General features: G+C 22.8%; 13 protein-coding genes and 1 pseudogene. 11 read left to right on the plus strand and 3 right to left on the minus strand.

Going from position 1 to position 14,779, the window contains the following annotated elements; translation table 11 throughout:
• Positions 1-79 precede the first annotated feature (79 nt).
• From D9V59_RS01765 to D9V59_RS01805, 9 genes are all read left to right on the plus strand, one after another.
• Positions 80-550 (plus strand): ACP S-malonyltransferase, encoded by a 471-nt coding sequence (locus D9V59_RS01765; RefSeq protein WP_158364519.1) that lies wholly within the window; start codon positions 80-82, stop codon positions 548-550.
• A complete protein-coding gene (locus D9V59_RS01770; protein WP_158364521.1) occupies positions 520-1,035 on the plus strand; it encodes an acyltransferase domain-containing protein in 516 nt (171 codons plus the stop codon). Before D9V59_RS01765 ends, D9V59_RS01770 begins: the two co-directional genes overlap by 31 nt.
• The gene (gene fabG / locus D9V59_RS01775; protein WP_158364523.1) at positions 1,025-1,759 is read left to right on the plus strand and encodes a 3-oxoacyl-[acyl-carrier-protein] reductase; all 735 of its coding nucleotides are present in this window, start codon (positions 1,025-1,027) and stop codon (positions 1,757-1,759) included. Before D9V59_RS01770 ends, fabG begins: the two co-directional genes overlap by 11 nt.
• A 90-nt stretch (positions 1,760-1,849) precedes the next feature.
• Positions 1,850-2,092, plus strand: coding sequence for an acyl carrier protein (gene acpP / locus D9V59_RS01780; RefSeq protein ID WP_158364525.1), 243 nt, complete (start codon positions 1,850-1,852; stop codon positions 2,090-2,092).
• Positions 2,093-2,126: 34 nt separating this feature from the next.
• Positions 2,127-2,765: a dTMP kinase gene (tmk, locus tag D9V59_RS01785; RefSeq protein ID WP_158364527.1), complete on the plus strand. Its 639-nt coding sequence runs from the start codon at positions 2,127-2,129 to the stop codon at positions 2,763-2,765.
• Positions 2,762-3,751 carry a DNA polymerase III subunit delta' C-terminal domain-containing protein gene (locus tag D9V59_RS01790; protein WP_158364529.1) on the plus strand — a complete coding sequence of 330 codons (990 nt, stop codon included), beginning with the start codon at positions 2,762-2,764 and terminating at the stop codon, positions 3,749-3,751. Before tmk ends, D9V59_RS01790 begins: the two co-directional genes overlap by 4 nt.
• Positions 3,752-3,771: 20 nt before the next feature.
• Positions 3,772-4,554: a TatD family hydrolase gene (locus D9V59_RS01795; protein ID WP_158364531.1), complete on the plus strand. Its 783-nt coding sequence runs from the start codon at positions 3,772-3,774 to the stop codon at positions 4,552-4,554.
• Positions 4,555-4,710: 156 nt separating this feature from the next.
• The gene (gene ptsG / locus D9V59_RS01800) at positions 4,711-6,144 is read left to right on the plus strand and encodes a PTS glucose transporter subunit IIBC (protein ID WP_158364533.1); all 1,434 of its coding nucleotides are present in this window, start codon (positions 4,711-4,713) and stop codon (positions 6,142-6,144) included.
• Between the two features lie 72 nt (positions 6,145-6,216).
• Positions 6,217-6,561, plus strand: coding sequence for a histidine triad nucleotide-binding protein (locus D9V59_RS01805; protein WP_158364992.1), 345 nt, complete (start codon positions 6,217-6,219; stop codon positions 6,559-6,561).
• A 772-nt stretch (positions 6,562-7,333) separates the two neighbouring features.
• On the opposite strand, the gene D9V59_RS01810 is transcribed toward D9V59_RS01805, so the two are convergent.
• The 3 genes from D9V59_RS01810 to pncB form a co-directional block, all read right to left on the minus strand.
• Positions 7,334-8,476 carry a porin gene (locus D9V59_RS01810; protein ID WP_158364535.1) on the minus strand — a complete coding sequence of 381 codons (1,143 nt, stop codon included), beginning with the start codon at positions 8,474-8,476 and terminating at the stop codon, positions 7,334-7,336.
• Between the two features lie 134 nt (positions 8,477-8,610).
• Positions 8,611-10,011 (minus strand): asparagine--tRNA ligase, encoded by a 1,401-nt coding sequence (gene asnS / locus D9V59_RS01815; RefSeq protein ID WP_158364537.1) that lies wholly within the window; start codon positions 10,009-10,011, stop codon positions 8,611-8,613.
• A gap of 97 nt (positions 10,012-10,108) precedes the next feature.
• Positions 10,109-11,308: a nicotinate phosphoribosyltransferase gene (gene pncB, locus D9V59_RS01820; RefSeq protein ID WP_158364539.1), complete on the minus strand. Its 1,200-nt coding sequence runs from the start codon at positions 11,306-11,308 to the stop codon at positions 10,109-10,111.
• A gap of 242 nt (positions 11,309-11,550) precedes the next feature.
• Between pncB and pyrD the strand changes: the two are divergent.
• Positions 11,551-12,563 (plus strand): annotated as a pseudogene (pyrD, locus tag D9V59_RS01830) (quinone-dependent dihydroorotate dehydrogenase).
• 83 nt (positions 12,564-12,646) lie between these two features.
• A complete protein-coding gene (rlmKL, locus tag D9V59_RS01835) occupies positions 12,647-14,749 on the plus strand; it encodes a bifunctional 23S rRNA (guanine(2069)-N(7))-methyltransferase RlmK/23S rRNA (guanine(2445)-N(2))-methyltransferase RlmL (RefSeq protein WP_158364545.1) in 2,103 nt (700 codons plus the stop codon).
• Positions 14,750-14,779: the final 30 nt, after the last annotated feature.

A 14,779-nucleotide genomic window follows, 5' to 3' on the forward strand; every position in this document is an offset into this window, starting at 1 on the left:
TATTGTTTTATATAAAAATTATTAAAAAAATAAAATTTAATTATATAAAAATATAAATTTAAAGAAATAGGTAATTATTATGACATTATTCGCAATGTTATTTCCTGGACAAGGTTCACAATATTTAGGCATGTTGTCTTCTTTTTTTTCTGAAAAAAATAATATTTTTAAAAATACTTTTGATGAAGCATCTGACTGTATCAAATATGATTTGTTTAAATTAATAAAAAAAGGACCAGAAGAAAAATTAAATCAAAGTAGGTATACACAAGTCATAGTATTATCTTCATCAGTTGCAATATATCGTTTATGGCAATATAAAAATGGAAACAATCCATCATTAATGTCTGGACACAGCTTAGGAGAATATTCTGCTTTAGTATGTTCGAATGCAATTAAATTTTTTGATGCATTAAAACTAGTTTTTTTTCGCGGAAAATTAATGGAAGAAATAACCATAAATCGACCTTCCTTGATGCAAGCAATTATTGGTATAGAAAAAAAAACAGTAGAAACTGTATGTTCGTCGATAGTACTAAAAAAAAAATAGTATCTCTAGCAAGTATAAATTCTCATGATCAAATAGTAATTTCAGGAGATAAATCTGCTGTATGCGAGGCAAGTTTTAATTGCAAAAAACTTGGTGCTAAGTATATATTGAACATAAACAGTAATATACCTGCTCATTCTGTAATATTAAAACCAATATCTAAGAAACTAAAAAAAAAGTTAAAAAATATTACTATAAATTCACCAATTATTCCTGTGATCAATAATGTTGATGTAAAATCTGAAAAAACTAGTAAAAATATTAAAGATGCTTTAATAAGACAAATCTATAGTACTGTAAGATGGCAAGAAATTATAGAACTAATAAAGTCAAAAAAATATTTTACTATGTTAGAAATTGGACCTAATAATATACTTACCAACTTAAATAAAAAACACAAAAATATCATTCCATTTAGTACAAATAACTTAAAAAATTTTTTAATAGCATTTCAAAAAATTAATAAAGAAAAAAATGAATTCTAACAAAAAAACCGCTTTAATTACAGGTGCAAATCGTGGAATAGGAAAAGCTATTGCAAAAAAACTAATACGAAAAGGAATTCGAGTAATAGGTACTTCTACTACTCAAGAAGGAGTAAATGTTATTAATAATTATTTAAAAGAAAACGGATTCGGAATTGTTTTGAATTTAAGCAATATTGATTCTATTGCGGAAAAAATACATGAAATTTATAAAAAAAAATATTCTATTGATATATTAATTAATAATGCAGGCATTAAAGAAGATAATTTATTAATAAACATGAAAGATAAAGAATGGAATAATGTAATAACAGTTAATTTATCAGCAATTTTTTATCTTACTAAATCTATTATTAGATCAATGATAAAAAAACGACAAGGAAGAATTATTACTATTGGCTCTGTCATTGCACATATAGGAAATAATGGACAAGCTAATTATAGCTGTTCTAAATCAGGATTAATAGGATTTCATAAATCTTTAGCCTTAGAAGTAGCATCAAAAGGTATTACTGTAAATATTGTTTCACCAGGTTTAATTAAAACAGATTTTACCAAAACGTTAAATTCAAAACAATATCTAAAATATTTATCTAAAATTCCTATGAAACGATTAGGATGTCCAGAAGAAGTAGCAGATGCAGTTGCTTTTTTAGTTTCAGAAAAATCATCGTACATTACTGGACATACATTACATATAAATGGAGGTATGTATATGATATAATGTTAATAACTATATTTTAGATTATAAAATCATATTTTTATATATAAATAAAATGAAAATCAATATCAATGTCTAAAGGAAAAAATAAACATGAAAAATCTTGAAAAACGTATTAAAAAAATAATACAAGATAAATTAGATGTTCCTAAAGAAAAAATATTAAACTATTCTTCTTTTAAAGAAGATCTTGGTGCAGATTCTCTTGATATAGTAGAATTAATTATGGCTTTTGAAGAAGAATTTAATATTGAAATATCAGATAAAGAAGCAGAAAAAATTAATACAATAGAACAATTCATTGAGTATATGGAAAAATATAAAAATAAATTATAAATCACTGATTTATATAATAAATAATTTTAAAATAATGATAAAAAACAAATTTATTGTAGTTGAAGGACTAGAAGGTGCAGGTAAAACTCATGCTTGTATATGTATTAAAAATATATTAAATCAATGTAACATTAAAAATATACTATTAGTACGTCAACCAGGAAGCACTCCAATTGCAGAAGAAATAAGAAAATTAACAAAAAAAAACTTTAATAATGATTATCTTACTAAAGAAACTGAATTATTACTAATGTATGCGGCAAGAATACAATTAGTTAAAAAAATAATAAAACCAGCATTAGATAGTGGAAAATGGGTCATCTCAGATCGTCATAATTTGTCTTCTTTAGCATATCAAGGTGGCGGATTGGGTATTAAAAAAAATATAATAACTCAATTGCAAACTTTATTTTTCCAAAATTTAATACCCGATTTAACTATTTACTTAGATGTATCTCCAGAAATTGGTTTAGAAAGAGCAAAAAAAAGAAATACGTTAGATCAAATAGAAAAAAGATCTTTGCAATTTTTTAAAAAAACTAGAAAAAGCTATCTAAAAAATATAAAAAAAAACAAAAACACTATAATAATAAATGCTAATTCAAAAATTAATATTGTAACTCACAATATCACAAAAAAAATATTAAATTGGATTAATAAGAAAATTATATGAAATTATATCCATGGCTAATTAAACCATATAATAATATTATTACACAATATAAAATAAATAAAGCTCATCATGCTATTTTAATAAAAATTCAAAGAGGGATGGGAGTATCTCTATTAATTTGGTTTATTAGTAGATGGTTATTATGTCTTAAACCAATCGGAATGAATTTTTGCAATCAATGTCATGGATGTAAATTAATGTCTGTAAAAAATCATCCAGACTGGCATAGTTTAATATCTCAAAAAAATGATATATTTAATGTAAATAATATAAGGATAATTAATGAAAAAATTTTTCAATCTTCTCAGCAAGGAGGAAATAAAGTTATTTATATATCAGATATTGAAAAATTAACAGAATCTGCAATTAGCGCTTTTTTAAAAACGTTAGAAGAACCACCAAAAAAAACTTGGTTTTTTCTTATTAGTTATACAAATATAAATTTGTATTCTACATTAAGTAGCCGTTGTCTTATATATAAAATACTTCCTCCAATAGAACAAGATAGTTTAAATTGGTTAAAAAAAAATACTATTAAAGAAAATAGATCATATTTAACTGCACTGCGGATTAATCAAGGATCACCTATATCTGCAAAAAATTTTATTAATGGAGATATTTGGATAGATAGAATAAATTTTTATAAAAATTTATACGATGCTTTTAAAAATGAAAATTTATTAAAAATATTAAAAATATTAAATGAAAAAAATACTATAGTTAAAATTGATTGGATATATTTTTTACTTATAGATTGTATTAGATTTAATCTTAATAATATGAATCATGTCATCAATTGTGATCAAATAAAACTAATTAAAATAATTTCTAATAAATATCATAATATTGTTTTAGATCTTAGTATTCGTACTTGGATGAGATGTAGATACAGATTATTAAATATATCTGGAATTAATTATGAATTAATATTATTAGAACAATTACTTATGTGGGAAAAAATTTTAAATTTTTCATTTACAATTTAATTATAAATAGAGAAAAAATTATGTTTTTAATTGATTCACACTGTCATCTTGATCAATTGAATTATAATTTATTACATCAAAACATAGAAGATGTATTAGAAAAATCTGATAAAAATTATGTAAAAAAATTTTTAACAGTATCAACTTCTATTGATAATTTTTATATAATAAAAAAATTATTTAAAAAATATAATTCTATATTTTATTCTTGTGGTATACATCCTCTAAATTGTGTACAAGAAGAAAAAAATTTTAATATGATAGAAAAACTGTCTAATATAAAACGCGTCATAGCTATAGGCGAAACTGGCTTAGATTATCATTATTCACCTAACACAAAAAATATTCAAAAAGATTTTTTTCGTGAACATATTAGAATCGGCATAAAATTGAAAAAACCAATTATAGTACATTCTCGTAATTCTATTAATGATACTATAAAAATATTAAAAGAAAACAGTTCAAAACTATGCAGAGGAGTATTGCATTCATTTAATGAAAGTCATCATGCTGCATATCAACTTTTAGATTTAGGTTTTTATATTTCTTTATCAGGAATAGTAACGTTTAAAAATTCAATTGAATTATGTAAGACAATAAAAAAGATACCATTAGAATCTCTATTAATAGAAACAGATTCACCTTATTTATCACCAACACCATATCGAGGAAAAGAAAATCAACCTGCATATTTGTTTAATATCGCAAAAAAAATTTCCACATTAAAAAAAGTAAAGATTGAAAGTTTAGCGCAAATTACAACAAATAATTTTCATCAATTATTTAATACATTAAACATGTAATTTCTATTTTGCGAAAATATTATAAAACAAACAAATTGTTCTCTTATATTTTTAATAATTCTATTATTTAAAAAATGAAACTTATTAAAAAATAAATAAAATATACTTTATTATACTTCATTAATTATTTTATATGAATTTAGGAATCTTTTTAATATGTTTAAAAACGTATTTTCAAATCTTCAAAAAATAGGTAAATCACTTATGTTACCTGTTTCAGTATTACCAATTGCAGGAATACTTTTAGGAATAGGATCTGCTCATTTTAATTTATTACCAGAAATCATTTCTCAAATTATGGCTCAAACAGGAGGTTCTGTTTTTAGTAATATGCCTTTAATTTTTTCCATTGGAGTTGCTCTTGGTTTTACTAATAACGATGGTGTTGCAGCTTTAGCTGCTGTTGTAGCATATGGAATATTAATTCAAACGTTAACTACAGTTGAACCAATTATTTTACATACAACTGTAAATATTATACAAGAACAACATCTTGCTGATACAGGTATATTAGGAGGAATTATCGCTGGCGCAATTGCAGCATATATGTTCAATAAATTTTATCGCATTCAATTACCTGAATATCTAGGTTTTTTTGCTGGAAAAAGATTTGTACCTATTATTTCAGGATTATCTGCAATATTAATCGGCTTAATATTATCGATAATTTGGCCTCCTATTGGTCATAGTATTAAAATTTTTTCAAAATGGGCTGCTTATCAAAATCCAATTCTTGCTTTTACTTTATATGGTTTAGTTGAAAGAGCATTAGTACCATTTGGTCTTCATCACATATGGAATGTTCCATTTCAAATGCAGATTGGAGAATACACTAATTCTATAGGACAAGTTTTTCATGGAGATATTGCACGATATATGGCAGGCGATTCTACAGCTGGAAATTTATCTGGAGGATTTATTTTTAAAATGTACGGTCTTCCTGGTGCAGCCTTAGCAATTTGGCATGCAGCTAAAAAAGAAAATAAATCTAAAATAGGAAGTATTATGATTTCGGCAGCTTTAACTGCTTTTTTAACAGGAATTACTGAACCAATTGAATTTTCATTTATTATAGTAGCTCCAATTTTATATGTTATTCACGCAATTTTAGCAGGATTATCTTTTCCATTGTGTATTTTTTTAAATATGCGAGCAGGTACTAGTTTTTCTCATGGTTTTATTGATTTTTTAGTATTAAGTGGAAATAGTAATCATATATTTCTTTTTCCAATAATAGGAGTACTCTATGGATTTCTATACTATAGTATATTTTACTTATTAATTATAACTTTAGATTTAAATACTCCTGGACGAGAAATAAATAAAAATAATATAATGACAAAAAGTAATGCTGAAATTGCACCATATATTATACAAGCATTAGGTGGTAAAAATAATATTAAAAATTTAGATGCATGTATTACTAGATTAAGAATTACAGTTTTAGAAATATCAAAGGTAAATCAAAAAAATTTAAATAATCTTGGTGCTGCTGGAATAATTATTTCAGGATCAGGAATACAAATTGTTTTTGGAACCAGATCAGAAAATATTAAAACAGCAATAGATGAAAGTATTAATTATACATAAAATAAAATTAATATAATATAAATTTATTAATTATTTTATACATCATCTTTTTAAAAATAAGGAATTGTCATGATTCAAAATAATTCAATTTTTGAAAAAATTATTAATAAACAAATACCAGCAAATATTATTCATCAAGATAACAAAATAACTGCATTTAAAGATATAAACCCACAAGCACCTATACATATATTAATCGTTCCTAATTTTTTTATTGCATCATTAAACGATATTAATCAAGAAAACAAAGATATTGTATCACATATGTTTTATACTGCAGTTAATATTGCAAAACAAAAAAATATTAGTCAAGAAGGATATAGAATAATTTTTAATTGCAATAAAAATGGAGGACAAGAAATAAACTATCTGCACATGCATTTATTAGGTGGGATAAAGATGAATAAATTATTTTAATAATTAATATCTTAAATAAAATTAATTATAAAATTTAACAATCAAATTTAATAAAATATTTGCTTGTTATATTTTTTATTACTATTTTAATAAGCAATTATTTTTTATTAAAATATAGAAAATAATTTTCAAACAAAAAATCAAAATTTATTTTTTTAAATCAATTTTTATTTTACAAAATTTTTTTTAGAAATATTAAAAAATAATAATCTATTAATTTTTAATAACATATTTTATCAATATTTTAGATAACAAAACAAACTTTCTCATAAAGATTAAAAAAATTAATAGATTTAATAAAAAAATTAAAATTTATCAATATATAAAAAAATTTATTTTCTTAATGAAAGAATAGTTAATAAAAATAAAATTAAGAATATCAAAAATAAACAATCATTAATTATTAGCATACTTGTATACTGTTATCTCAAAATACTATTTACATAATTGCATTTATAGAAGAAATAATCCTTATCTTTTAATGTTAGTAAAAAAAAGGAAAATAATATTTAAAAAAATTGCGTTAATAAAAAATAAATAGAACTAGTCATTTTAATGAGATACAAAAATAATTTTATTTTATTTAAGAAAATTAATTATTTTTTAATAACTATATGCAAACATATAAATTTTTCTTAATTAAGAAAAAAATAAATTTTTTTATTTATACTAAGAGTAGTACTTTCTACTGACATTTAGTTAAATAATTAATTATTTAAAAATATGAACAGTAGAAAGACCTAACTCTTAATTATTATAAAATTTAAAATAATTAGAATTGATAAACTATTCCAGCACCAATAATATTGTCTTTAGAAAGATGATTATTTATAGTAAAGGCATTATTTTTTAATAAATTAATTTTATAATTCATATATGTTGAAATATTTTTATTAAACTCATAACGAGTAGAAATATTAATTTCTTTTGTTAGTTCCACACTGTTTTTGTTAGATAAATCTTTAATGTTTGAATTTTGTCCTTTAGAATCTAAATAACTTAAAGAAGGATGAAAACCGGAATGAAAATTATATTCTGCGATAGCTTCAATATTTTGTGTTTTATTAATAAACGGTTGTTCATCAGAGACATCAGATTGATTAATAACATTCAGAGTTGTTTTTAAATTATGACCTTCACCATAAAAAGCTGCAATATAAAGATCATTAGCATCATATTTAATGCCTAATCCATATGCATCTACAGAAGATGATTTTTTATCATTAGATAATGATTTATCGTCAAGTGTTTTAGAAGAAAAACAAGAACCTACAGCTGTTAATCCTACATTATTTTCATATTTTACTGAAGCACCCCAACCAAAATCATTTTGTTTACTATTAACTCTGTTTTTAGATGCATCTTGATATTGCAATGCAAAACTAACACCGTCAATTAAACCAAAAAAGTTATTATTTCTATAAGTAAGTAAACTATTATTTCTTCCTATCATGTAATTATCATTAGAAGAAAATACACTTTTAGTATTAATGTAGGGAGAACGTTCTGTTAATGATTTTGCATCGTGAAAAACACCATAATTTCGACCATAATCTATTGAACCCCAATCACCATATTTAAAACCAGCATACCCTAAACGTATAGTATTTGACTGTTGCTTATTTGATAATAATTCTGGTATAAAAAAATCACTTTTATATTCAACAGAACCATACCCTAAAAGATCATCAGTAATACGCATTTCTCCTGATAAACCTAAAATCGCATTTGTATCATCATCATCAGATATAATCTTTGTTGATAAAAAATCATGAGAAAACTTGTGATTAGGATTGATACTACCATACAATTCTAGTTTTTTACCGTTTTTATTAAAAATATCTACAGCATTAACTCCATTGCTAGCAGCCAATAATATAGGTATTATCACTGCTAAAGTTTTTTGATTTTTCATGAATTTATGCTACCTTTTGCTAAAAATAGTTTTAATTTATATTCATACTATAAAATAGTACTTATTTTCTTTTTTTAAAATAGCAGCATTACTAGTATAAAATTTTTATTTAAGAAATATATAAAATATTTTAATTAAAAATTTGAACTATTCACAGTTCTTGGAAATGGTATTATATCTCGAATGTTAGAAATTCCAGTAATATAAGAAATTAATCTTTCAAAACCCATTCCAAAACCTGAATGCGGAACTGTTCCATACCTACGAAGATCTCGATACCACCAATAATCTTCTTTTTTTAATTTTAATTCTAATAAACGTTCATCTAGTATTGAAATACGTTCTTCTCGTTGAGAACCACCTATTAATTCTCCAATATTTGGGACTAATAAATCCATTGCAGCAACAGTTTTCTTATCATCATTTAATCTCATGTAAAACGCTTTTAATTCTTTTGGATAATTTTTTATTATCACAGGTATTTTAAAATGTTGTTCCACAAGAAAACGCTCATGTTCAGAAGATAAATCTGCTCCTAAAAAAATAGAATTTTTAAATTTCTTTTTATATTTTATTAAGATGTTTACAGCATCTATGTAATCTATTCGTATAAAATTTACTAATAATAATTTATTTAAACGTTTAATTATATCAGCATCAATATAATTTTTAAGAAAATTAATATCTGAGATACAATCTTTTAAAACAGATTTAAAAATATATTTTAACATACACTCAGCAAGATCGGATATATTATTTAAATTCGTAAAAGCTGATTCTACTTCAAGCATCCAAAATTCTGCTAAATGACGGCTAGTATTAGAATTTTCAGCACGAAATGTAGGTCCAAAACTATAAACTCTTGATAAAGCACAAGCATATGTTTCGATATTTAATTGACCCGAAACAGTTAAAAAAGATTCTTTTCCAAAAAAATCTTTTTTAAAATCAACGGTTCCATTCTTATTTTTAGGAATATTCTTCATATCTAAAGTTGAAACACGAAACATTTCTCCAGCACCTTCGGTATTTAGTCCGGTAATAATAGGAGTTGGAATCCAATAATAACCTCTTTTATAAAAAAAAAGATGTAATTTTTGTAATACATGATTTCTTATTCTAGCTATAACACCTATTAAATTTGTTCTAGATCTTAGATGAGCCACTTCTCTTAAATATTCTATACTATGATTTTTAGCGGAAATAGGATATGTACTAGGATTTTCAACCCATCCTATAACTTTAATTATTTTAGCCTGAATTTCATATTTTTGTTTACTACCGATAGAATGTATTAACATTCCAGTAATCATAACAGAACAACCGATAGTTAAATGTAATATTTCTTTATCATAGTTAGATAAAGAATTATTAGCAATAACTTGAACAGCATCAAAACATGAACCATCATAGGTTGTAATAAATGAAAACCCTAATTTAGAATCTCGACGACTGCGAACCCATCCGCATACGGTAATTACAGTATTAACTATAATATTATCCTTATATATATCTAATATTGATACTCTGTTCATTAAATATTTTCCCTTATGATTATTTTAAAATATATTTTATAAATATAAGATAATAAAATAGAAAAATTTTCTTTAAAATTATTAAAAATATCAATGATTAATATTTTTTTACTGGCAACTTAAAAGCTTCATATAACTCTTTTAAAAATTTTTTATCTAAACAAAATGTTTTTCCTGGACTATCAGAAATTTTAGCAACAGGTTTACCGTTACATGTTACTAATTTAATTACAATATTTAATGGTTCTACATATGGAATATCACAAGTTAATTTTGTTCCTATTCCAAATATAACATTAATTCTATTATGAAACTTTTTATAAAGAGATATAATTTTTTCAAAATTTAGATTATCTGAAAAAACTAATGTTTTAGTAAAAGGGTCTATTCCTAATTTTTCATAATGTCTTAAAGCTTTTTCACCCCATTGAACTGGATCTCCTGAATCATGCCTGATTCCTTTATATAAAGAACTAAAATGTAAATTAAAATCATTTAAAAATGCATCCATTGTAATAGAATCTGTTAGAGCAATGCTTAGATGACTTTGATATTGATTTAACCATGTTTGCAATGCCATTATTTGACTATTTTTTAAATTAGAACTAATTTGTTGATGTGCTTGAAACCATTCATGCGCTTGTGTTCCAAATGGTTTTAATTTTAATATACGTGCTATATGATAATTACTTGAACCAATTAAAAAGGGAAATGTTTCTTTTAATCTTTTAATAACAGAATATTGTACATCATAAGAAAATCTTCTTCTTGTGCCAAAATCAATAATTTTTAAATCAGATAAATCTATATTTTTAGTATATTTAAAAAATTTTATTAATTTATAATCTAAATATTTAACAGCATTTTGAGAACTAATTTTTGGATGAAAATTACTATGAAAAATTTCACTAATTAAAGATAGAATCGGAACTTCCCATAATATTACTTCTTTCCATAAGCCCGTTATATGAATATGTAATTGATTATGATAGTTATTTATTTTTACTTGTGAAATATTATAACGAAATTTTTTTAACCAATGTAAATATTCTTTTTTAAAAAAAGGTAAAGAATTCATATAAAGATATTCTTCATGACTTAAAGTCAAAGACTTCATCATACTAATTTGTTTATATAAAATATTAGAATAACATCCTAAAAAATTTTTTCCTCTACAAATAAATTTAGCTGCTACATATACATTTTTATAATGATAAAAAATAGCTTGTTGCATATGAAGTTTATATGCATCAGTATCAAGAAATGTTTTTACAATTAAATGATTATTTTGTTTCATAGTATATTTGATGTTATATATTTTTTACTAATATATAATAACTATTATATATAATTTTATGTTTATCTAATAAGTTTATCTAGTAATAATAAACAACATTATTTTGAACATTGACATAAAATATAACATAAATAAAAAAGTTATCAATTTTCAATAAATAATATCTTTTAAAAAAAGATATAATACATTAAAATGATTTTATTTATAATTCAAATTTTACTTTACATCAAAAAGGAATTATAATGTTTTATTATTTAATTCGTAAATTTTTGTTTTCAATAGAACCTGAAAAAGCTCATTTTTTAGCATTACAATATTTAAAAATTAAAAAAAATAAATTATTTAATTTTTTTTTTCTAAATCTATAAAACCATCAAAAAACATTCAGTGTATGGGTTTAACTTTTAAAAATCCTTTAGGAACTGCAGCCGGAATAGATAAAAATGGAGAATATATAAATGCTTTATCGAGAATAGGATTTGGTTTTATTGAAGTAGGAACAGTGACTCCTTTGCCTCAAATAGGTAATCCTAAACCTAGAATGTTTAGAATTATTCCTGTAGAAGGAATAATTAATAGAATGGGTTTTAATAATCTTGGAATAGATAATTTAATTAAAAACATAAAAACATCTAATTTTAAAGGAATAATAGGAGTAAATATTGGAAAAAATGAAAACACTAGTATAAAAAATGCAATTAATGATTATTTAATATGTATTGAAAAGATTTATACCTATGCTAGCTACATTGCTATTAATATTTCTTCACCTAATACTACAAGTTTAAGAACATTACAATATGGAAAAATTTTTCAAAATTTATTATATCATGTAAAAAATAAACAAAAAGAACTACAAAAAAAATATTTAAAATATGTTCCTATTGCTATTAAAATCTCACCAGATCTTTCAAAAGAAGAACTAGTTCAAATTTCTAAACAGTTAATTAAATACAAAATAGATGCAGTAATTGCAACTAACACAACTATAGATCATTTAGTAGTACCAGGATTAAAAAATAATTTAGAAAAAGGAGGAATCAGTGGATTACCTTTACAAAAAAAAAGCACTAATGTAATTTCAATATTATCAAAAAATTTAAATAAAAAAATTCCAATTATTGGAGTAGGTGGAATTAATTCTATTGATTCAGCAAAAGAAAAAATTAAATCAGGTGCTACATTAATACAAATTTATTCTGGAATGGTATATCATGGACCGAAATTAATTGAAAGAATTATTGATCAAATATAAAATTTATCAAATTATTATTTATAATTCAAATATCTATTAAGCTGTCAAAAAATAATTTTCTATTTAATTAAATAAGTATAAACATGAAATATTTATTTGCAAGCGCAAATTTTGGTACAGAAATATTATTGGAAAAAGAACTATTATTTTTAGGAGCTAAAAATTTAAATATAAAAAATGGAGGAATTTATTACGAAGGTGATGAATTTTTATTATATAATAGTTTAATGTGGAGTAGAATTGCATCACGTATTTTTTTATGCATAAAAAAATTTAATATAAATAATATTACAGATCTTTATCATAATATATATTCCATTAATTGGACTAAAATTTTTGATGTAAATTATACTTTTTTAGTTAATTTTAAAGGTACAAACAGTATTATTCGTAATAGTTTATTTGGATCCTTAATTATAAAAGATGCTATTGTTGATCAATTTAAAAAAAAATTATCTTGCCGTCCGAATATTAATCTTAATAAACCAGATATTCGAATCAAATCATTATTATTAAACAATACTATACATATTATGCTTGATTTAAGTGGAGAATCTTTAAATAAAAGAGAATACCGCAAATTTCATCACATAACCCCCATTAAAGAAAATTTAGCTGCAGCAATCGTACTAAATTCAGGATGGAATCAAAAAATTCCAATGATAGACCCTATGTGTGGATCAGGCACTTTATTAATTGAAGCAGCTATGATAGCTTCTGATAGAGCTCCTGGATTAACAAGATCAAAATGGGGATTTCAATCATGGAAACAGCATAATAAAAAATTATGGGATAATATTGTTAAAACAGCTCAAGAAAGATTTAAAATAGGAAAGAAAAAATGCTTTAAAAATTATTTTATTGGTTATGATTACAACCCTGAAATTATAAAAAAAGCTCAGATAAATGCATCGAATGCAGGTTTATCAAAAATAATTCATTTTTTTACACAAGACTTAAATGATTTAAAAAATACTTATAATAAAAAAGAAAAAGGAATATTATTGTGTAATCCACCTTATGGAGAAAGATATAAATCCGAAAATCAATTATTAGGATTATATGTACAATTAGGAATAACAGCAAAAAAATATTTTAGCAATTGGAAGTTATCAATTTTTAGTTCATCTATATTTTTGTTAAAATTTTTACAAATGCAATCATATAAAGAATTTTTATTAAAAAATGGTTCATTAAGTTGCATTCAAAAAAATTATGAAATTTTTTTTAAAAATATAGATATTAAAAATACTGAATATCAAGATAGATTAAGAAAAAACTTTAAAAAGTTAAAAAAATGGGCTGATTTAGAAAAAATACAATGTTTTCGAGTATACAATGCTGATTTACCAAACTACAATATAGTAGTAGATGTTTATGATCAATGGGTAGTGATTCAGGAATATAAAGCACCAAAATTAATCCATGATAAAAAATCATTTAAAAGATTATGTCATGCTATTTATTATACTAAAAAAATATTATCTATTTCTATAAATAGAATAATATTAAAAATTAGAAAAAAAAACAAAAATAAAACACAATATAATAAACTATTTAATAGTAATACTTTTATTTTAATTCAAGAATATTATGCAAAGTTCTTAGTTAACTTAGTAGATTATTTAGATACTGGATTGTTTTCAGATAAAAGATTAATAAGAAAATTATTAGGAAGCATGTCTAAAGGAAAAGATTTTTTAAACTTATTTTCATATACAGGAACTGCAACTGTTTATGCTGGATTAGGAGAAGCAAAAAGTACAACTAGTGTAGATATATCCAATACTTATATTCGATGGTCTAAACGTAATATGTCTATTAATAATTTAACAAATTCTAAAAATATTTTTATTCAATCTGATTGTATAAATTGGGTCAAAAAAAACAAAAAAAAATTTGATCTAATATTTATAAATCCACCTACTTTTTCAAACTCTAAAAAAATGCATCAATCATTTGATTTAAAAAGAGATTATCTTGATTTAATGACTGATTTAAAAAAAATTTTAAATAATAAAGGCTATATTATTTTTTCAAGCTCTACAAAAAATTTTACAATTGATATTAATCATTTAAATAAGATAAAATTACATGTAAAAAATATTACAAAAAAAACTCAATCTAAAGATTATTTAAAAAATTCAAAAATTTACCATTCTTGGTTAATAACACATAGTCAATGAAACTTCAAGGATAGAAAAAATTAAGGATAG

The sequence above is a fragment of the Buchnera aphidicola (Artemisaphis artemisicola) genome (assembly GCF_005082365.1).
GTDB classification, from domain to species: domain Bacteria; phylum Pseudomonadota; class Gammaproteobacteria; order Enterobacterales; family Enterobacteriaceae; genus Buchnera; species Buchnera aphidicola_AR.

Excerpts from the sequence above, each read along its gene's own strand:
- asnS (WP_158364537.1), bottom strand. The coding sequence starts at position 10,011 with ATGAACAGAGTATCAATATTAGATATATATAAGGATAATATTATAGTT.
- rlmKL (WP_158364545.1), top strand. The coding sequence starts at position 12,647 with ATGAAATATTTATTTGCAAGCGCAAATTTTGGTACAGAAATATTATTG.
- fabG (WP_158364523.1), top strand. The coding sequence starts at position 1,025 with ATGAATTCTAACAAAAAAACCGCTTTAATTACAGGTGCAAATCGTGGA.
- tmk (WP_158364527.1), top strand. The coding sequence starts at position 2,127 with ATGATAAAAAACAAATTTATTGTAGTTGAAGGACTAGAAGGTGCAGGT.
- D9V59_RS01810 (WP_158364535.1), bottom strand. The coding sequence starts at position 8,476 with ATGAAAAATCAAAAAACTTTAGCAGTGATAATACCTATATTATTGGCT.
- D9V59_RS01790 (WP_158364529.1), top strand. The coding sequence starts at position 2,762 with ATGAAATTATATCCATGGCTAATTAAACCATATAATAATATTATTACA.
- D9V59_RS01770 (WP_158364521.1), top strand. The coding sequence starts at position 520 with ATGTTCGTCGATAGTACTAAAAAAAAAATAGTATCTCTAGCAAGTATA.
- acpP (WP_158364525.1), top strand. The coding sequence starts at position 1,850 with ATGAAAAATCTTGAAAAACGTATTAAAAAAATAATACAAGATAAATTA.
- pncB (WP_158364539.1), bottom strand. The coding sequence starts at position 11,308 with ATGAAACAAAATAATCATTTAATTGTAAAAACATTTCTTGATACTGAT.
- ptsG (WP_158364533.1), top strand. The coding sequence starts at position 4,711 with ATGTTTAAAAACGTATTTTCAAATCTTCAAAAAATAGGTAAATCACTT.
- D9V59_RS01795 (WP_158364531.1), top strand. The coding sequence starts at position 3,772 with ATGTTTTTAATTGATTCACACTGTCATCTTGATCAATTGAATTATAAT.
- D9V59_RS01765 (WP_158364519.1), top strand. The coding sequence starts at position 80 with ATGACATTATTCGCAATGTTATTTCCTGGACAAGGTTCACAATATTTA.